Annotated in this window: 22 protein-coding genes and 1 riboswitch; of the genes, 17 read left to right on the top strand and 5 right to left on the bottom strand. The window is 61.0% G+C overall.

What is annotated here, in order from left to right:
* Positions 1-2: 2 nt before the first annotated feature.
* The 5 genes from pduE to pduA are packed head-to-tail and all read right to left on the bottom strand — an operon-like array spanning position 3 to position 4,009.
* Positions 3-527 carry a propanediol dehydratase small subunit PduE gene (pduE, locus tag A1WC_RS05165; RefSeq protein WP_012540674.1) on the bottom strand — a complete coding sequence of 175 codons (525 nt, stop codon included), beginning with the start codon at positions 525-527 and terminating at the stop codon, positions 3-5.
* Positions 528-541: 14 nt separating this feature from the next.
* Complete coding sequence (gene pduD, locus A1WC_RS05170; protein ID WP_016161755.1) at positions 542-1,222, bottom strand: propanediol dehydratase medium subunit PduD; 681 nt, start codon at positions 1,220-1,222, stop codon at positions 542-544.
* 10 nt (positions 1,223-1,232) lie between these two features.
* Complete coding sequence (gene pduC, locus A1WC_RS05175) at positions 1,233-2,897, bottom strand: propanediol dehydratase large subunit PduC (protein ID WP_016161754.1); 1,665 nt, start codon at positions 2,895-2,897, stop codon at positions 1,233-1,235.
* Positions 2,898-2,915: 18 nt separating this feature from the next.
* Positions 2,916-3,728, bottom strand: coding sequence for a propanediol utilization microcompartment protein PduB (pduB, locus tag A1WC_RS05180; RefSeq protein ID WP_012540676.1), 813 nt, complete (start codon positions 3,726-3,728; stop codon positions 2,916-2,918).
* Entirely contained in the window at positions 3,725-4,009 is a 285-nt protein-coding gene (gene pduA, locus A1WC_RS05185) for a propanediol utilization microcompartment protein PduA (protein ID WP_002915737.1), read from the bottom strand. Before pduA ends, pduB begins: the two co-directional genes overlap by 4 nt.
* Before the next feature lie 523 nt (positions 4,010-4,532).
* On the opposite strand from pduA, the gene pduF reads away from it, so the two are divergent.
* From pduF to A1WC_RS05270, 17 genes are all read left to right on the top strand, one after another.
* A complete protein-coding gene (gene pduF / locus A1WC_RS05190; protein WP_012967303.1) occupies positions 4,533-5,342 on the top strand; it encodes a propanediol diffusion facilitator PduF in 810 nt (269 codons plus the stop codon).
* Between the two features lie 202 nt (positions 5,343-5,544).
* Positions 5,545-6,456: a transcriptional regulator PocR gene (pocR, locus tag A1WC_RS05195; protein WP_012967304.1), complete on the top strand. Its 912-nt coding sequence runs from the start codon at positions 5,545-5,547 to the stop codon at positions 6,454-6,456.
* A 280-nt stretch (positions 6,457-6,736) separates the two neighbouring features.
* Positions 6,737-6,915: riboswitch (cobalamin riboswitch) on the top strand.
* A 92-nt stretch (positions 6,916-7,007) separates the two neighbouring features.
* Positions 7,008-8,384 (top strand): cobyrinate a,c-diamide synthase, encoded by a 1,377-nt coding sequence (locus tag A1WC_RS05200; RefSeq protein WP_016161753.1) that lies wholly within the window; start codon positions 7,008-7,010, stop codon positions 8,382-8,384.
* The gene (gene cbiB, locus A1WC_RS05205; protein WP_008806296.1) at positions 8,381-9,340 is read left to right on the top strand and encodes an adenosylcobinamide-phosphate synthase CbiB; all 960 of its coding nucleotides are present in this window, start codon (positions 8,381-8,383) and stop codon (positions 9,338-9,340) included. The genes A1WC_RS05200 and cbiB overlap by 4 nt, the downstream gene beginning before the upstream one ends.
* Positions 9,341-9,350: 10 nt before the next feature.
* A complete protein-coding gene (locus A1WC_RS05210) occupies positions 9,351-9,986 on the top strand; it encodes a cobalt-precorrin-8 methylmutase (RefSeq protein WP_012540682.1) in 636 nt (211 codons plus the stop codon).
* Positions 9,983-11,122: a cobalt-precorrin-5B (C(1))-methyltransferase CbiD gene (gene cbiD / locus A1WC_RS05215; RefSeq protein WP_016161752.1), complete on the top strand. Its 1,140-nt coding sequence runs from the start codon at positions 9,983-9,985 to the stop codon at positions 11,120-11,122. The genes A1WC_RS05210 and cbiD overlap by 4 nt, the downstream gene beginning before the upstream one ends.
* A complete protein-coding gene (locus A1WC_RS05220) occupies positions 11,116-11,721 on the top strand; it encodes a cobalt-precorrin-7 (C(5))-methyltransferase (RefSeq protein WP_016161751.1) in 606 nt (201 codons plus the stop codon). The genes cbiD and A1WC_RS05220 overlap by 7 nt, the downstream gene beginning before the upstream one ends.
* The gene (locus A1WC_RS05225; RefSeq protein ID WP_016161750.1) at positions 11,711-12,280 is read left to right on the top strand and encodes a decarboxylating cobalt-precorrin-6B (C(15))-methyltransferase; all 570 of its coding nucleotides are present in this window, start codon (positions 11,711-11,713) and stop codon (positions 12,278-12,280) included. Before A1WC_RS05220 ends, A1WC_RS05225 begins: the two co-directional genes overlap by 11 nt.
* Positions 12,273-13,046 carry a cobalt-precorrin-4 methyltransferase gene (locus tag A1WC_RS05230; protein ID WP_004149602.1) on the top strand — a complete coding sequence of 258 codons (774 nt, stop codon included), beginning with the start codon at positions 12,273-12,275 and terminating at the stop codon, positions 13,044-13,046. Before A1WC_RS05225 ends, A1WC_RS05230 begins: the two co-directional genes overlap by 8 nt.
* Complete coding sequence (cbiG, locus tag A1WC_RS05235; RefSeq protein WP_016161749.1) at positions 13,027-14,082, top strand: cobalt-precorrin 5A hydrolase; 1,056 nt, start codon at positions 13,027-13,029, stop codon at positions 14,080-14,082. The genes A1WC_RS05230 and cbiG overlap by 20 nt, the downstream gene beginning before the upstream one ends.
* Positions 14,082-14,807: a precorrin-3B C(17)-methyltransferase gene (locus A1WC_RS05240; protein ID WP_008806290.1), complete on the top strand. Its 726-nt coding sequence runs from the start codon at positions 14,082-14,084 to the stop codon at positions 14,805-14,807. Before cbiG ends, A1WC_RS05240 begins: the two co-directional genes overlap by 1 nt.
* Complete coding sequence (locus A1WC_RS05245; RefSeq protein WP_016161748.1) at positions 14,804-15,589, top strand: cobalt-precorrin-6A reductase; 786 nt, start codon at positions 14,804-14,806, stop codon at positions 15,587-15,589. The genes A1WC_RS05240 and A1WC_RS05245 overlap by 4 nt, the downstream gene beginning before the upstream one ends.
* Positions 15,590-15,599: 10 nt before the next feature.
* Entirely contained in the window at positions 15,600-16,394 is a 795-nt protein-coding gene (cbiK, locus tag A1WC_RS05250; protein WP_008806288.1) for a sirohydrochlorin cobaltochelatase, read from the top strand.
* Positions 16,391-17,101 (top strand): cobalt-factor II C(20)-methyltransferase, encoded by a 711-nt coding sequence (locus A1WC_RS05255; RefSeq protein ID WP_012540689.1) that lies wholly within the window; start codon positions 16,391-16,393, stop codon positions 17,099-17,101. The genes cbiK and A1WC_RS05255 overlap by 4 nt, the downstream gene beginning before the upstream one ends.
* Positions 17,101-17,838: a cobalt ECF transporter S component CbiM gene (gene cbiM / locus A1WC_RS05260; RefSeq protein WP_008806286.1), complete on the top strand. Its 738-nt coding sequence runs from the start codon at positions 17,101-17,103 to the stop codon at positions 17,836-17,838. Before A1WC_RS05255 ends, cbiM begins: the two co-directional genes overlap by 1 nt.
* Position 17,839: 1 nt before the next feature.
* On the top strand, positions 17,840-18,121 hold the full coding sequence (locus A1WC_RS05265; RefSeq protein ID WP_008806285.1) for an energy-coupling factor ABC transporter substrate-binding protein: 282 nt from the start codon (positions 17,840-17,842) through the stop codon (positions 18,119-18,121).
* Positions 18,108-18,785 carry an energy-coupling factor ABC transporter transmembrane protein gene (locus A1WC_RS05270; RefSeq protein WP_016161747.1) on the top strand — a complete coding sequence of 226 codons (678 nt, stop codon included), beginning with the start codon at positions 18,108-18,110 and terminating at the stop codon, positions 18,783-18,785. The genes A1WC_RS05265 and A1WC_RS05270 overlap by 14 nt, the downstream gene beginning before the upstream one ends.
* Positions 18,786-18,787 lie beyond the last annotated feature (2 nt).

Here is an 18,787-nt window from a genome sequence, read left to right as displayed (position 1 = left end):
TGTTAATCGTCGCCTTTCAGTTTCTTACGCTCGACGTACAGCCCGGCCGCTTCCCGAACAAAGGCGGCACAGAGCCGGGCCTGGTAGCGATGCTCGAGGTCATCAGCGATCGCCAGTAGCTCCGCCTGGGTGGAACGGTATGGGCGCAGGGCGTTGTAGATCTCAAGGATCCGGTCGTCGGGAACCGCGGTGAGCTCGGCGGCCCGCTCAAAGTTCATCGCCAGCCGATCGCGTCCGGCATCCTGGGCGATCGCTGCCTGCATGCGCAGCGTTTCCGGGGTGATGCGCATGTCCTGTGCCGTAACGCGATCGCTTAATACGTTCTCCAGCGTCAGGTCATCGAGCGTTTTATTGGTAGCGGTTTTGACCCACTCCGGATGGCGGGTGGCTAACGGGTAGTCGCTGACTTTAGGCTGGCGAGCGGTGTCGTTTGTCGGTGCGGCTGGCGCGGGCGTTGCCCCGTCCTGTAGGCTGTTCATCCGGCTCAGCACGTCGCGTACCATGGATTCAATTGCGTCGGTATTCATCGGGATATCCTTTGTTAAAGCGCCATGCGCAGTTCCTGCGGGTTTTTGCCGGTCACTACGTATTTGGTCTCTTTAATGTGCAAAATGGCCGACTTCGCCTGGTATTTGGGACGAGCCATCTGATCGTTGAGCGTCGGCACTGGCTGTGGCGACTCGCGTTTGGCGTAGCGCGCGGCGTTTTTGCCAATCTGGCGGTAGGTTTCCAGGGTCAGCAGCGGCGCCTGCGGGAAGAGTTCCAGATTGGAAAGCGGCGGCAGGCCCCGCTGGTGGATGACGGTGGTGCCTTTCGACTGAATACCGATCGAGATGCCGGAGCCGCTCAGGCGGTTGCCTTCCACCGCCACGAAGGCGACGTCAGAAGATTTAAAGCAGCGGATCACCCGGGCTTTGATGCCTTCTTCCTCAATGCCGGCGATCACTTCGCGCAGGATATTTTTATGCGGAATGCCGACGATATTGGCGGTTTGCGCCAGGCCAAAGGCGGGCCCGACGGCAATGATGACTTCATCCTGCTGCGTGCCGGGTTTGGCTTCGCCGATTTCCGTCAGGAAGCTGTCGCTGGACACAGGCGCAACAGCGGCCGACGCGACGGAAGCGGCAGGCGCGCTAAAGGAGACCGGCTTATCTGCGCCTGATTTCATCTCCGACAGCACCTCTTCGATAATCTGGCGCAGCAGCGTTTCGTTAATTTCCATTTTTCACCCCTTAGCCAAGTTCATTGGGATCGAGCGCGCCCGGGATATTTTTAATCTCTTCCCAGCGCTCGCCTTGCAGGCGGTAGCCTGTTGCCGGACCGGCATAATCGTTCACGTCATTCACGGCCGAGAGCACCTGGCCTTCGCCGACGATGATGGCGGAGGTGTGCAGGTAGTCGCCGGTGAGCTTGGCTTTCTGAATATTGAGCATGTCCTGGGCGACATCGGGGAAGCCGCCTTTCGCCAGGGCTTTCACCACCTCCAGGCCGTTGCGGTTCTTGTTGATGATCTCCTGGGCAAACTTGATGTCCTCAACGATGTTGCGCTCAGGCATATCTTTTGAACCGTGGGCGTAGGTGGCGGCTTCTACTTCTTCATCCGTAATAGGCGGCAAACCCATGCCGGCAAATACCGCCTGCAGCGCGCGGGTGGCTTTGTTGCGAATGGCGATCACGTCCTCTTCACGCACCGGCCGCAGGCCGCCATCGACCTTCAGGTCGCGCTGGATCACGTTGTAGTCATCGAAGTCTTCGGCATCTTCGTTGGAACCGGCGAACATGTTGTCGTAGTTCGGCACCGCCGAGTAACCGGAGGAGATGAAGTCGGTGCCTGGCAGGAACTGCATCAGCAGACGCGCGGTACGCCGCATATCCGAGTGGGTAAAGGTTTGATCGTTGCTGGAGGCGCACTCCAGATCCAGCGCTGAGCAGATCAGGTTTTCCGCCAGTACGGCGCGGATCCCGGACGGCACGGCGGACGGTACGCCGATACAGCTGACGGAGCCATTCTGCAAGCCTTGCACCCCGGCGGCTTTGGTGATGTAGATGCAGCGCGCTTCGAGATAAAGCATCGATTTGCCTTCGGCATAGCCCATCTGTACTTCAGAACCGGAACCGGAGGTAAAGCGCATTTTCAGGCCGCGCGAGGCGTAGGAGGAGGCGAGGAAGCCTTTCGACCACGGGGTGTCATCGCCATCGGTAAACACCGGTTCCGTACCGTACACCGAAATGGTTTCGGCATAGCAGGTATGGCCCAGCATGCCCAGTTTCAGCTCGGTGGCTTCTTCCAGGGAACACTGGGTGAGGACGCCGGGGCGGCCCACCTGTGAACCGACCAGCAGGGCGATGGCGTTGAACGGCGCGTAGCGCGCCACGGCGACGGTGGTCTCCTGCTCGTCAAAGCCGCGCCATGCGCCTTCAGCGGCGTCGGCGGCAATCTGTACCGGGTTATCTTTGATATTGGTGACATGCGCCTGCTGGGATGGCGTGCGGCGGGCGCGCATTTTTTGCATCGCCATCATCATCTCGACCACGTTCATATGCGACACCACTTCGACGATTTTCGCCGGGGTCATCGCGGTAGTGAGCGGCACGATGTCGCTGCGTTTAACGTTCGGGTCGCAGAGCATATTGGCGAGCTTGACCGAATCCATGGCCATCACTTCTTCGGCACGTGCCAGATTAATACCGTAGCGCGCGATAAAGTGGTCAATCAGGTCGAACTGGTCAACCGGTTTGCCGTCGAGTTCGGTCACCGCGCCGTTGACGATGCGGATAGAGGGTTTGGGATCGTTAGGGCTTTCCATCGCGATAAAGCCCTCTTCGATCCACTCCTTAACGAAACCATCCTGATTCACAGGGCGTTTCGCCAGTGCTTCAAATCTTTTCGATCTCATGAATCAGCCTCGCGGGTATTAAATGTAGGAGGGGCGATCGTTTTTCGGTTCGGCGCCCAGCGTCCCCAGTACGGTTTTGCCGATCTCCCGGGCGGAGATCACCGCCTGGCGCACCGCGCCGGAGTCGCCGGAAATCACCAGGATGGCTTCGTTGCTGAAGCTGGTGCCGTGGGCCGGTGAGCTGTAAGCCACCACGTCGACGTTGGCTGATTTCAGCGCGGTATCGGCCATCAGCACGCCAACGGACGCCGGCGCGCCGACGATAATCCCGCAGGCGCGGCCCAGCGGAGCGCCGAAGGCTTTTTCCAGGGCGTAGCTGGCGCGCGCGGTATACTGCAGCTCGATATGACCCGCCTCGTTGCCGTAGACATCGCCGAAAGTACGGTCCAGCTCTTTCAGCGCGACCTCAATCCCGCGTTTGACGTCGGAAACATCGTTCCCGCCCAGCACAATCAGTGAGCCATGGCCTGCGCCGCCTTTGGTGTCGCGAGGAAGCTCAATGCTGACCACTTCGGTGTTGGTGGCTTTGACCGCTTCATCGGCGGCCATAATGTGCGGCCCGGCGCCGGTGCGAGCGCCGAGGATGCCGATAGAGCGATAGCGTTTTTCAAGCTTCATGGCTTCCAGCAATGCGGCATCCACGTTGGCGATGACCAGCCCGAGGGTGTCGCCAATGGCGGTCCCGACAAATTCCGTTAAGCTGCAGCTTTTCTCTGCCATAGCCGTTTCTCCTGTGGGATGGGGGGTATCGGGAAGCGCCTGCTGCTCTGGCGTCGCCACACGGGCTATGACTTGCGCCATGATCTGTTCAACCAGCTCATTGCTGCTCATTGGCTATTCCCCTTCGGTAAGATTTTTTCAACATCGGTATGGGGGCGGGGAATGACGTGTACGGCTTTCACCTCGCCCACGTGGCGGGCTGCGGCGGCACCGGCGTCGGTGGCGGCTTTTACGGCTCCCACGTCGCCACGCACGATGACGGTCACCAGGCCTGAACCGATCCTTTCATAGCCAACTAATAAAACATTGGCCGACTTAACCATTGCGTCAGCGGCCTCTATGGCTGCGGTTAAGCCTTTGGTTTCTACCATTCCTAATGCTTCTTGTTGCATAAAGACCTCGCAGGGTATGTTCCAGTGAGGGAACTATATGGCGGGGCGGCGAAAAAGAATGGCTGAGTTGATGGTGTAGAACGAAAAATAGTGGTTTTTATATAATAATAAATAGTCATGATTTATTTTATATTATTGTTTTTATTGGTTTTTATTTTACTTATTAATGTGATTATCTTGCGGGTGCTGTTCCGTATTTACATTTTTGGGCGTGATTTTTTAAATTGTTTTTGCTATGCGATATTTTGCGTGGTGTGATATTTGTTGGAAAATAAGCACTGCGCTTTTGCAATTTTTTATTATTGAGTTGGAAATAAAAATATCCCCTGAACGCCCGCCATTGCTGCATGGATTCGCGAGCAAATAGCAATAAATTGCTCTTCTTCAGCGACTTTACGCCGCCCGTTTTCCGCAGGATGCCAACACTTTGCTGCCGCCGGTTTCTATAGTGGGCCTCGCCGTACCCAACGAGCCAGCGGATGGTTGGCTGGCCTGGACACGAACTACGTCAAGAGGTGTCACAATGAATGGTTCTTTACGTGCGCAATGTATCGCCGAGTTTTTAGGCACCGGGCTATTTCTGTTTTTTGGTATCTGCTGCCTGAGTGCTCTGAAGCTGGCTGGCGCCAGCCTGGGGCTGTGGGAGATCTGTATTATCTGGGGACTGGGTATTTCTCTGGCGGTGTACCTGACGGCCGGCATTTCGGGGGGGCATCTGAACCCCGCGGTCACCGTCGCCCTGTGGCTGTTTGCCTGCTTCCCGGGCAGAAAAGTGTTGCCCTATATCGTGGCCCAGGTCGCCGGCGCGTTTGGCGGCGCCGTGTTGGCCTGGATACTTTACAGCACCCTGTTTACGCAATTTGAAACGGTACATCATATGGTGCGTGGCAGCCTGGAAAGCCTGCAGCTGGCCAGTATCTTCAGTACCTACCCGGCGCCTGAGCTCAGCATCTGGCATGCGGCGCTGGTGGAGGTGGTGATCACCTCGATGTTGATGGGGATGATCATGGCGCTCACCGATGATGGCAATGGCGTACCCAAGGGCCCGCTGGCGCCGCTGTTGATTGGCATTCTGGTAGCGGTGATCGGCGCCTCGACCGGGCCGCTTACCGGTTTTGCGATGAACCCGGCGCGCGATTTTGGCCCGAAATTATTTGCCTGGCTCGCCGGGTGGGGCGACATCGCGATGACTGGCGGAAGGGATATTCCCTATTTTATCGTGCCCATCATCGCGCCATTGCTGGGCGCCTGCCTCGGCGCCGCAATTTATCGTTTTCTCATCGCTAATAATCTTCCCTGTCATACCTGCGTTGAGGAGAAAAATACGCGTTAGCATCCAGTGAAAAATGTATTACTGAAATAGCAAAACTATTTCATGAACCGATATCACGAACCGCTCAAAAAGTCTCCCCGGGGTGGGAGACTTTTGTTATTGTCAATGCACTTTTTTATCGTCGACGGGATCTGATGCTAAAAAAGGGAAATATGAATAATATGTTTTATTTATAACAAAAAATTAACTGAGGGGTTTTATCATGATTTCTGCGAGTACCCTGAACTCAGAACTCATCAATAAAATCGCACAGGATTTTGCGCAAGCCACCAGTCTGGCGGTTGTGGTCGTCAATATTCACGGTGATGAGATTTCTGAACTGTTTAATTTCACGCCGTTTTGCCAACTCATGCGTCAGCACCCGGAGCACAGCGGACGCTGTCGCATGAGCGACCGCTGCGGCGGGCTGGAAGCCTCGAAAAATGACCAGCTGTGTATCTACCGCTGTCACGCGGGGTTAACTGATTTTTCCATCCCGCTGGTGATCGCCGGCCACCTCGTTGGCTTCGTGCTGTGCGGCCAGGTGCGTCTGAGCAATGATATTGAACTGGTTGATATTCTGAACGTGGATGACCGCTGGCAGGACGATCCGGCGCTGGTCCAGGCGTTTCGCGATGTGCCTGAGATGGACTATTCGCGGGTTATCGCTTCGGCGGATCTGCTGAAGCTGATCGTCGAGAATTGCCTGAAAAAACAGCTCAACTTTGTGGTTATCAAAGATAACCCGCCGCAGAACGACCCGGCGCAGGCCTGCCGGGCGGCCTCGCCGCACGATGGCAAAATGAAGAAGGCGCTGCGCTATATCGACGCGCATCTCTCCGATGAGCTGCGTCTGGAGGACGTGGCGGCGCACGTCTATCTCAGCCCGTACTACTTCAGCAAACTGTTTAAAAAGTATCAGGGGATCGGCTTTAACGCCTGGGTCAATCAGCAGCGGATGGCGAGCGCAAAAGAGCTGCTATGCCACAGCGACTGGAGCATTGCCAGCATCGCGCGGAATTTAGGTTTTTCGCAAACCAGCTATTTTTGCAAAGTGTTTCGCCAGACCTATCAGGTAACGCCGCAGGCATTTCGTCAGCAAATTAATGCCGGATCACAAACTGAGTCTTTTTAAATGACAATATTTTGCTATTGCCGATTTTTGATATCCCGGAGTATCTTCATCATTATAAAATGAAAAAAACGACAGTAGAGCAATAAATTGTCATAGCGCAACAAAATAGTGATATTCGAGGGATAAACTACACCAGTTTTTATTTTTGTGATGGGATAGAGTGTCCGTTAATACGAGACTGATGAATATCACAACACCGCTTCACCTCGCGGACGTCATTTTGCAGGCGATGAGGCGGTAAAAGTAAGCTTGAAACATTAACCGCGGATGCATGGCGCATCGGCGAATACAACCGACAGGTTCGACACCAGTTTGGTGTCAGGGAAGGGGGTGTAAATCCCCCGCAGCCCCCGCTGCTGTGATGCTGACGACCCCGCAAAAACCACTGATCGAAAGATTGGGAAGGGCGGGCGAGAACGAGGCTAAGCCAGAAGACCTGCCTGCCGGTAACTGACCAACAACTTCGGTGGGAAGTGGGTGGCTTAGCGGTGCGTGGTCGCAGGACCAGGCATGCGCGCAGCTATACCCCGACCACCTGAACAGGACAGGGTATGGCAACCAGGCGTGCGTTTATTCTTGCGGGTACCGGCAGCGGTTGTGGCAAAACCACCGTTACGCTTGGCCTGCTCAGCTTGCTCCAACAGCGCGGTTTGCGGGTGCAACCCTGTAAAGTGGGGCCAGACTACCTGGACACCGCCTGGCACACCGCCATCAGCGGCGTCGCCTCCCGCAATCTCGACAGCTTTATGCTTCCCGCCCCGATACTCAACGCGCTGTTTGCCGAACAACTGCAGCAGGCCGACATCGCGGTTATCGAAGGGGTGATGGGCCTGTATGACGGCTACGGCATCGACCCCAACTACTGCAGCAGCGCGGCGATGGCTAAACAGCTTGGCTGCCCGGTGATTTTGCTGGTGGATGGCAAAGCGGTGTCGACTTCCATCGCCGCCACGGTGATGGGCTTTCAACACTTTGATCCGGCCCTCAACATCGCTGGCGTTATCGTCAATCGGGTTAACAGCGACGCGCACTTCCAGCTGCTGAAAAGCGCCATTGAGCGCTACTGTCAGGTGCCAGTGCTCGGCTATGTGCCGCGCGTGGAAGGCGTGGCGCTGCCCGAACGGCATCTGGGGCTGGTGACCGCCCGCGAGTCGGTGGTCAATCAGCAGGCATGGCGGGATTTTGCCAGCCAACTGGGGCGCACCCTCGACATAGACCGGCTGCTGGCCATCAGCGAACTAGCGACCTTGCCGGTGGGCGAGTGGGGGGAACAGCTTGCCGCCGACGCCGGCGAAGGACTGACGCTGGCCCTCGCCGACGATGAGGCCTTCAATTTTTATTACCCCGATAACCTGGCGCTGCTGGCGCGCTGCGGCGTGAAGATGGTGCGCTTTAGCCCGCTGCGCGATCGCCAGCTGCCGGCCTGCCAGATGATCTGGCTCGGCGGCGGCTACCCGGAGCTGCATGCGGCCGGGCTGTCCGCCAACCATGAGATGCTGGCGCAGCTTCGCGCGGCGCACCGGCGCGGGGTGGCGATCTACGCCGAGTGCGGCGGCCTGATGTATCTGGGCACGACCCTGGAAGTCACCGGCGGCGAGCGCTACGCCATGGCGGATATTATTCCTGGACACAGCCGAATGGGGACGCGTCTGACCCGGTTCGGCTACTGCGAAGCGCAGGCGCAGCAGCAGACGCTGCTGGCCGCTCCTGGCGAGTGGCTGCGCGGCCATGAATTTCATTACTCCGATTTTTCGCCCGCCACCCCTGCCGTACTGGCCTGCCGTAAACAGCGAGACGGTAAGACGCTCCAGCAGTGGCCGGGAGGATGGCAGTCCGGCAGCGCCTTTGCCAGCTATCTCCATGTCCACTTTGCCCAGCGCCCCACCATGCTCAACCACTGGCTGCGAGCGGCAAGGAGGGCGCAATGACTCTTCTCGCCTGGTGTGTGGCCTGGATACTTGATGTGCTCATTGGCGATCCGCCGCACTGGCCGCATCCGGTGCGCTGGATAGGTCGCCTGATCACCGTCAGCCAGCGTGTGGTGCGGCGCGTCTGCCATAGCGACCGGGCGCTGCGCATCGGCGGCGGGGTAATGTGGCTGGTGGTGACCGGCCTGACATGGGGCGTGGCCTGGGGCGCACTGGCGCTGGCGCACGGGCTCCATCCCTGGCTGGGATGGCTGGTGGAGGTGTGGATGATCTTCACCGTGCTGGCGGGACGCTGTCTGGCACAGTCGGCGATGGCGGTGGCCCGGCCGCTGCAGGCCGGGGATCTCGCCGAAAGCCGGCATAAGCTCTCCTGGATTGTCGGGCGCGATACCTCTCAGCTCCAGCCAGCGCAGATCAACCGTGCGGTGGTGGAGACCGTGGCGGAAAACACAGTGGATGGCATTATCGCGCCGCTCTTTTTCCTGCTGCTGGGCGGCGCGCCGCTGGCCATGGCCTATAAAGCGGTCAACACCCTCGATTCCATGGTCGGCTATAAACACGAAAAATACCGGGCGATCGGCATGGTCAGCGCCCGTCTTGATGATGTAGCCAACTTCCTTCCCGCCCGGCTGAGCTGGCTGCTGCTCAGCCTTGCCGCGGTGCTATGCCGGGAAGATGGCGCCCGGGCGCTGCGTACGGGCTGGCGCGATCGCTATCAGCACAGCAGTCCTAACTGCGCCTGGCCGGAAGCGACCGTCGCCGGCGCGCTGGGGATCCGCCTTGGCGGCCCGAACGATTACTTCGGCCAGCGCGTTGAAAAGCCCTGGATAGGCGACGCCGTCCGCGACATCGCGGTGGACGATATTTCCCGAACCATTCGATTAATGTGGGTGGCGTCAAGCCTGGCGCTGGCGCTGTTTATCGGCGTGCGCTACTGGCTGGTCGGCGCGGCCTGAGGAGAACCTGATGCAGTACATCCAACAACCGCAGGCGATCGAGGCGAAAAGCTTCGACATCATCAGCGAGATCATCGCCGAAACGCGACCGGACTACCGTTTCGCCAGCCCGCTGCACGAGGCGATTATCAAGCGGGTGATCCACACCACCGCTGACTTCGACTGGCTGGATATTCTGTGGTTTTCTCCGGATGCCCTGATCGCGCTGAGCGAGGCGTTGAGCCGGCCCTGCACGCTGTATACCGATACCACCATGGCGTTGTCCGGGATCAACAAAAACCTGCTGGCCCGCTTTGGCGGCGAATGCCGCTGCTATATCAGCGACCCACGGGTGGTGCGCGAGGCGCAAAGCCGGGGGATGACCCGCTCGATGGCGGCGGTGGATATTGCGGTGCAGGAGCCCGGGGAGAAAGTGTTCGTCTTCGGCAATGCGCCAACCGCGCTGTTTCGCCTGCTGGAACATCGCGAGACGGCCATCGGCGGCGTGGTGGGGGTGCCGGTCGGGTTCGTCGGCGCGGCGGAGTCGAAAGCGGCGCTCAGCGAGAGCGGCCTGCCGGCCATCGCCGCGCTCGGCCGCAAAGGGGGTAGCAACGTGGCGGCAGCGATTGTGAACGCTCTGCTTTACCACCTGCGGGAGGCGCAATGAGCGATCAGACCTTTGACGCCCCGGTGTGGCATCACGGCAAAGCGCTGCGCAAGGGCTACACCACCGGCTCCTGCGCCACGGCGGCGGCAAAAGTGGCGGCGCTGATGGTGATGCGCCAGCATCTGATCCACCAGGTCTCGATCGTCACCCCCTCCGGCGTCACCCTGTGCCTGAACGTCGAGTCTCCGCACGTCGAAGGGCAGCAGGCGGTCGCCGCGATCCGTAAAGACGGCGGCGATGATGTCGACGCCACCCACGGCATGCTGATTTTTGCCCGGGTGACCCTCAATGACAGCGGAGAGATTAGCCTGTTGGGCGGCGAGGGCATCGGCACGGTGACCCGCAAAGGGATCGGCCTGCCGACAGGCAGCCCGGCGATAAACCGTACTCCGCGGCACACCATCGAGACCGCCGTGCGCGAAGCGATTGGCCCTTCCCGCGGCGCGCAGGTGGAGATCTTTGCTCCGGAAGGCGTACTTCGCGCGCAAAAAACCTATAACGCGCGGCTGGGGATCCTCGGCGGGATCTCGATTATCGGCACCACCGGGATCGTCACCCCGATGTCGGAAGAGAGCTGGAAGCGCTCGCTCTCCCTCGAGCTGGAGATAAAACGCGCCGCCGGGCTGGATCGCGTAGTGCTGGTGCCGGGCAACCACGGTGAGCGCTTTGTCCGCGAACAGATGGGCATCGACCCGCAGATAGTCGTCACCATGAGCAACTTCGTCGGCTACATGATTGAAGAGGCGGTCCGGCTTGGTTTCCGCCAGATTGTGCTCATCGGCCACCCCGGCAAACTGATCAAAATCGCCGCAGGGATCTTTCATACCCACAGCCATATCGCCGATGCGCGGATGGAAACCCTCGTCGCTCATCTGGCGCTGCTTGGCGCGCCGCTGCCGTTGCTGACGCTGGTCAGCGAGTGCGACACCACCGAAGCGGCAATGGAGCATATCGACGCCTGGGGATACCAGCGCCTCTATAACCATCTGGCTGAGCGAATCTGCCAGCGTGTTCTTGAGATGCTGCGCTTCACTCAGCACCCGCCCACCTGCGACGCGGTTCTGTTTTCTTTTGATAACCAGGTGCTGGGCAGCAGCCGTCCGCTGGCGGCGATTGCCCGGGAGCTGACATGTTGACGGTCGTGGGAATGGGCCCGGCGGGGCTGCAGTGGCTGGCCCCGGCCGCGCGCGAGGCGATCGCCGCCGCCGAGGCGCTGGTGGGCGGCAGCCGCCACCTCCGGCAGTTTCCCGCCTTCGCCGGCGAGCGCTTTGCGCTGGGGGCTGATATTCCGGCGCTGCTGGCGTGGATCGAGGCCCGCGCCGGGCGCCGCGTCGTGGTGCTGGCCTCCGGCGATCCGCTGTTCTATGGCATTGGCACCCGGCTGATTGCCCATTTTGGCCGGGAACGGGTGCAGGTGATCCCTGGCATCAGCGCGGTGCAGTACCTCTGCGCCCGGGCGGGCATCGACATGAACGACATGTGGCTGACCAGCAGCCATGGCCGGGAGTTGAGCGTCGATGCGCTGGCCGCCCACCGGAAAGTCGCCATGGTGACCGACGGCCGCTGCGGGCCGCGGGAGATTGCCGCCCAACTGACGGCCCGCGGCAAAGGCCACCGCTGGATGGTGATCGGCGAAAATCTGGCGATGGAAAACGAGCGGATCCACTGGCTGCCGGTCAGCGCCGTGGAGGACGAATATGAGATGAATGCGGTGGTGATCCTCGATGAAAGATGAGCTGTTTTTGCGCGGCGCCCAGGTGCCGATGACCAAAGAGGCCGTGCGCGCGCTGGCGCTGGCGAAGCTGGAGCTGCACCGGGCGCGCCACCTGATTGATATCGGCGCGGGCACCGGCAGCGTCAGCATTGAGGCCGCCCTGCAGAACCCGGCGCTGCGGGTGACGGCGATTGAGCGTCAGGCCGACGCGCTGCGCCTGCTGGCGGAGAACCGGCAGCGCTTTGGCTGCGACAACATCGCTATCGTGGCGGGCGTTGCGCCGCTGGCGGTCGCCGACAAAGCCGACGCGATCTTTATGGGGGGCAGCGGCGGCCACCTGACGGCGCTGATCGACTGGTCGCTGGCGCAGCTGCATCCCGGCGGCCGGCTGGTGATGACTTTTATTTTGCAGGAAAACCTTCATAGCGCCCTGGGGCACCTGCAGCAGTGCGGCATCCACGAGGTGGACTGCCAGCAGCTGGCGGTCTCCACCCTGGCTACCCTGGGCAGCGGCCACTATTTCAAACCCCATAATCCCGTTTTTGTCATCGCCTGTCAGAAGGAAGAAAACCATGGCTGAGACTTTTGATCCCCATTGCGTGTGGTTCGTCGGCGCCGGTCCGGGCGATCGTGAACTGATTACTCTCAAAGGCTACCGTCTGCTGCAGCAGGCGCAGGTGGTGATCTACGCCGGGTCGCTGATCAACACCGAGCTGCTGGCCTACTGTCCGCCACAGGCGGAGTGCCACGACAGCGCCGCGCTGCATCTGGAGCAGATCCTCGACCTGATGGAGGCGGGGGTGAAGGCGGGAAAAACGGTGGTGCGTCTGCAGACGGGCGATGTTTCGCTGTACGGCTCGGTGCGCGAGCAGGGCGAAGAGTTGACCCGCCGCGGGATCCGCTGGCAGGTGGTGCCGGGCGTCAGCGCTTTCCTCGGCGCGGCGGCCGAGCTGGGGGTGGAGTACACGGTACCCGAAGTCTCGCAGAGTCTGATTATTACCCGTCTGGAAGGGCGCACGCCGGTTCCCGCGCGCGAACAGCTGGAGGCCTTTGCCAGCCATCAAACCTCGATGGCGATTTACCTGTCGGTGCAGCGTATTCACCGGGTGGCGGAGCGGCTGGTGGAGGGCGGCTACCCCGCGACCACCCCGGTCGCGGTGATCTACAAGGCCACCTGGCCGGAAAGCCAGACCGTCCGCGGTACCCTCGCGGACATCGGCGACAAAGTACGCGACGCCGGGATCCGCAAAACGGCGCTGATCCTGGTCGGTCCCTTCCTCGGCGATGAGTATCACTACTCAAAACTGTACGCAGCGGATTTTAGCCATGAATACCGTAAAGCCTGAATCCATTGCCCTGTTTTGCCTGACGCCCGGCGGCGTGCGGTTGGCAAAACGGCTGGCGGCCATGCTGCCGCTCACCTGCTACACCAGCGAAGCGCTGCAGGAAGAGGGGTTTATCCCCTTCAACGGCGGCTTTGCCAGCGCAGCCCGCGAGGCATTCAGCAGCTTCTCGGCGCTGATTTTTATCGGCGCCACCGGGATTGCCGTGCGGGTGCTGGCCCCGCTGGTGAATGACAAGTTCAGCGACCCGGCGGTGGTGGTGATTGATGAGCGCGCCCGGCACGTCATCAGCCTGCTCTCCGGCCATGCCGGGGGGGCGAATGCGCTGACCCGCTATCTGGCCGGGATGCTCGACGCCGACCCGGTGATCACCACCGCCACCGATGTCAACGAGCTGGCCGCCCTCGACACGCTGGCCTTCCAGCTGAACGCCCGGATGACCGATTTTCGCGCGGCGGTGAAAACCGTCAACCAGATGCTGGTGAGCGGCAAGCGGGTGGGGCTGTGGTGCGACGGCGAATTCACCGAGGCGCTAAGCCGGTGCGACCAACGCGGCTTTATCCCGGTAAGCGACCTGGCGCGCTTGCCGGCGCTCGACGCGCTGATCTGCGTCACCCTGCGCCGGTCGCTGCCGTCGCTGCCGGTACCTCACTGGAAGCTGGTGCCCCAGCGGGTGGTGGCGGGCATCGGCTGTCGGCGCGACACCCCCTGTTCCTTGCTCTATACGTTGCTGGATCGCCAGCTTGCCGCTCAGCGTCTTGACCCGCTGGCGCTGAAAGCGATCGGCAGCGTGAGCCTGAAGGCAAACGAGCCGGGGTTGCGCCAGTTGGCTCACCGCTGCCGGGTGCCGTTCGAAACCTTCAGCGCCGAGGCGCTGCGCGAGCACGAGCACCGCTTTCCAGCCTCGTCTTTTGTCCGGGATACGGTCGGCGTCGGCAGCGTCTCCGGCCCGGTGGCCTGGCTGCTGAGTCAGGGAAACCTGTCCGGCGAAACCCTGCGTGAGCAGGGCGTGACCATTACTTTGGGAGTAACACACTGATGTTAAGCGTAATCGGAATTGGCCCTGGCTCGCAGGCGATGATGACCATGGAAGCCGTGGAGGCCCTGCAGGCGGCAGAGATTGTGGTGGGCTACAAGACCTACACCCACCTGGTAAAAGCCTTTACCGGTGACAAGCAGGTGATCAAAACCGGCATGTGCAAAGAGATTGAACGCTGCCAGGCCGCCATTGAGCTGGCGCAGGCCGGGAACAACGTTGCGCTGATCAGCAGCGGCGACGCCGGCATCTACGGCATGGCGGGGCTGGTGCTGGAGCTGGTCAATAAGCAGCAGCTGGACATTGAGGTCCGTCTGATCCCAGGGATGACGGCGAGTATCGCCGCCGCCTCGCTGCTCGGCGCGCCGCTGATGCATGATTTCTGCCATATCAGCCTCAGCGATCTGCTGACGCCGTGGCCAGTGATTGAAAAACGCATTGTCGCCGCAGGGGAAGCAGACTTCGTTATCTGTTTTTACAACCCCCGCAGCCGCGGCCGCGAAGGGCATCTGGCGCGCGCCTTTGCGCTGCTGGCGGCCAGCAAAAGCCCGGACACGCCGGTCGGCGTAGTCAAATCCGCCGGGCGCAAAAAGCAGGAGAAATGGCTGACCACCCTCGGAGAGATGGATTTTGCCCCGGTGGATATGACCAGTCTGGTCATCGTCGGCAACAAAGCGACTTACATCGACAACGGTCTGATGATCACCCCGCGAGGCTACGCGCTGTGAACCACGGCGACGTGCTGGTTATCGGGGGCACCAGCGATGCGCGGGCGATCTGCCAGCAGCTGGACGCCGCCGGCGTGCGCTACACCATGTCGGTGGCGACCCCCACCGGCGAGCGGCTGGCCGGCGATATCCGCGGGCGGATACGCTGCGGGCGCATGGAGTGGCAGCAGATGGCGGAGTGGCTCAGGGCGCAGCGCACCCGCTGGGTGATTGACGCCTCTCACCCCTACGCCGAAGTGGTCAGCCAGAATATTGTGCGCGCCTGCGCCAGCGTCGGGGTCCTGCTCAGCCGCTATCAAAGGCCGGAGCAGCTGAGCGATCTGCGCCATCCGCTACTTCACGTGGTCGGCGATCTGAACGAGGCCTGCGTGCTGGCCCGTCGCCTCGGGGAGCGGATCCTGCTGACCACCGGCAGCAAAGATCTGGCGGCCTGGCGGGCGGGACTGGCGGAGAAAACGCTGCTCGCCCGGGTGCTGCCGGTGCCGGAGGTGGTTCAGCACTGTAGCGATCTGGGGTTTGGCGTCGGGGAAATCTTTGCCCTCTGCGGGCCGTTCAGCGCCGAATTTAACGCCGCCTTTTATCGCCAGTGCCGGGCTGATGTTGTGGTCACGAAAGCCTCGGGCGCGGAAGGGGGCTATCAGGAAAAAGTACAACCCTGTCTTGATGCGGGGATCCCCTGCATCGTCATTACCCGCCCGGCGCCGCTGGTGAAGGGCGATGAATTACTGGAAAGCCAGGCCGATTTCGCTACGCGGCTGACGCGCTGGCTGTCGGCGACTTGAGGAACAGGATATGAAAAAAGCACTTCTGGTGGTGAGCTTCGGCACCAGCTATCACGACACCCGCGAGAAGAACATTACCGCCTGCGAGCGCGATCTTGCCGCCAGCTGTCCGGATCGCACGCTGTTCCGCGCCTTCACCTCGGGGATGATTATTCGCAAACTGCGGCAGCGCGACGGTATCCATATCGATACCCCGCTGCAGGCCCTGCAAAAGCTGGCTGAGCAGGGGTACCAGGATGTGGCGATCCAGTCCCTGCACATTATCAACGGCGACGAGTACGAGAAGATCGTTCGCGAAGTGCAGAGCCTGCGCCCGCGCTTTCAGCGCCTGACGCTGGGCGTGCCGCTGCTGAGCGGTCATGGCGATTATGTTCAGCTGATGCAGGCCCTGCGCCAGCAGATGCCGCCGCTGGCGGCGACGGAGCGAGTGGTGTTTATGGGGCACGGCGCCAGCCACCACGCCTTCGCGGCCTACGCTTGTCTGGATCATATGATGGCGGTGCAGGGTTTTCCGGCGCGGGTGGGGGCGGTGGAAAGCTATCCCGAAGTGGACATCGTCATTAACGAACTCTCCCGCCAGGGCGTGACCGGCGTGCATCTGATGCCCCTGATGCTGGTGGCCGGCGATCATGCCATTAATGATATGGCCTCCGACGAAGACGATTCGTGGAAAACCCGCTTTAATGCCGCCGGTATTCCTGCCACGCCGTGGCTGAACGGGTTAGGGGAAAATCCGGCGGTGCGGGCGATGTTTGTCGCCCATCTGCAGCAGGCGCTGAATAACGCGATGGAGAAAGCAGCATGAGCGGCAAACTCTACGCCCTGAGCACCGGGCCGGGGGCGGCCGATCTGATCACCGTGCGTGCGGCGCGGATCCTCGGCCAGTTGGATGTGCTGTATGCGCCAGCCGGCCGCAAAGGCGGCGACAGCCTCGCGCTCTCCATCGTGCGCGAGTACCTTGGCGCACACACGGAGGTCCGCTGCTGCCATTTTCCGATGAGCGCCGACAGCGCGGAAAAAGAGGCGGTGTGGAACGACGTTGCCGCGGCGCTGGCCCAGGAGGTGGCGGCGGGCAGGCAGGTCGGATTTATCACCCTCGGCGACGCCATGTTGTTCAGCACCTGGGTCTTTCTGCTGCAGCGGATTGGCTGCCCGGACTGGCTGGAGATTGTCCCTGGCGTTACCTCCTTCGCCGCCATTGCCGCGCGGGCGAAAACCCCGCTGGCTATGGAGCAGCAGTCGCTGGCGGTGATCTCCTGTACCGCGCCGGAAGCGGACATTGCCGCGGCGCTGCGCCAGCATGACAGTCTGGTGCTGATGAAAGTCTACGGCCGCTTCGCCCGCATTAAGGCGCTGCTGGCGCAGGCGGGGCTGCTGGATGCGGCGCTGATGATGTCAGAGGCCACCCTGCCGGGCGAGCAGTGCTGGCGCCGTCTGCGCGAGGTCAGCGATGACCAGCCGCTGCCCTATTTCTCGACCATCCTGGTTAACAAACAGTGGGAGGAGGCGTAATGAATCAGGTGAAATCGCTGAAGCAGCTTTCGTACGGGGGGCTGGCGGCGGCTGTTCTGCTGATCATCGTCCCGCAGGAGGCGTTCGCCATGCATATCATGGAGGGTTTTTTACCGCCGATGTGGGCGCTGGCGTGGTGGCTGCTGTTTTTACCCTGCCTGTGGTACGGCCTGGTGCGCCTGCGGCGTATCGTCCAGGAGGAGAGCAATCAGAAGGTGCTGCTGGCCCTCTGCGGGGCGTTTATTTTTGTTCTTTCGGCGCTGAAGATCCCGTCGGTGACCGGCAGTTGCTCGCACCCGACCGGCGTTGGTCTGGCGGTGATCCTCTTCGGGCCGGGCGTGGTGGCGGTGCTGGGGGCGATCGTTCTGCTGTTCCAGGCGCTGCTGCTGGCGCATGGCGGCCTGACCACCCTTGGCGCTAACGGGATGTCGATGGCGGTGATCGGCCCGATGGTCGGCTATCTGGTGTGGAAGCTGGCCTGCCGGGCGGGGATCCGTCGCGATGTCGGGGTCTTTCTCTGCGCCATGCTGGCGGATCTGATGACCTACTTTGTCACCTCCGTCCAGCTCGGGGTGGCCTTTCCCGATCCGGCCACCGGGGCAGGTGGATCGATCCTGAAGTTTATGGGGATCTTCTGCCTGACGCAGATCCCGATCGCCATCGCGGAAGGATTGCTTACCGTGATGATCTACGATCAACTGACCAAACGGCGGCTGATCGCCGCGGAGGGACATTAATATGAAAAAGCCCCTGATCCTGTTGGCGATGGTGGTTGCCCTGATGATCCTGCCCTTTTTTATTAATCATGGCGGTGAGTTTGGCGGTTCGGACGGCGAAGCGGAGAGCCAGATCCAGGTGGTGGCGCCGGATTATCAACCCTGGTTCCAGCCGCTGTACGAACCGGCGAGCGGCGAGATTGAGAGCCTGCTGTTTACCCTGCAGGGCTCGCTGGGCGCGGCGGTGATTTTTTACATTCTCGGGTATGCGAGGGGCAGGCAGCGCCGTGATGACCGGGTTTGACCGACTCAGCTACCAGAGCCGCTGGTTGCAGGTGGCGCCAGAGCGTAAGTTTCTGCTCTGGCTGCTGCTGATGGTGCTGGCCTTTACGCTGCCGGCGTGGGGCCAGGCGCTGACGCTGGCGCTGACCGCCGCGCTGACCTGCTGGCTGCTGCGGGTCTCATTCTGGCGCTGGTGCCGCTGGATGGCGCTACCCTTTGGCTTTTTGCTGGTCGGCGTGCTGACCATTCTGTTCAGCGTCAGCCGCGACCCGCAGATGCTGTTAGCCAGCATCCGACTGGGCGCTTTCTCTATAGGGATTTCCGCCCCGGGGCTGGTCGTGGCCGGGGAGACCTTCTGGCGCAGCCTGGCAGCGATGGCGGCCACGCTCTGGCTGGTGCTTAATCTGCCTTTCCCACAGCTGATTATCTTGCTCAAGCGCGGTCGCGTACCGCGACTGTTGACGGAGCAGATCCTGCTGACCTGGCGCTTCATTTTTATTCTGTTAGACGAGGCGATGGCGATTCACCGCGCGCAAACTTTGCGTTTTGGCTATGGTAGCGTGCCGCAGGGCTATCGCTCGCTGGCGATGCTGGTGGGACTGCTGTTCACCCGCGTCCTCCTTCGTTATCAGCAGATGAGCACGGCGCTGGATATCAAATTGTACCAGGGTGATTTTCACCTCTAAGG

Origin of the sequence: Klebsiella sp. KTE92 (genome assembly GCF_000398905.1) — a bacterium.
Taxonomy (GTDB): domain Bacteria; phylum Pseudomonadota; class Gammaproteobacteria; order Enterobacterales; family Enterobacteriaceae; genus Klebsiella; species Klebsiella variicola.
This window is presented reverse-complemented; position numbering and strand designations above follow the sequence as displayed.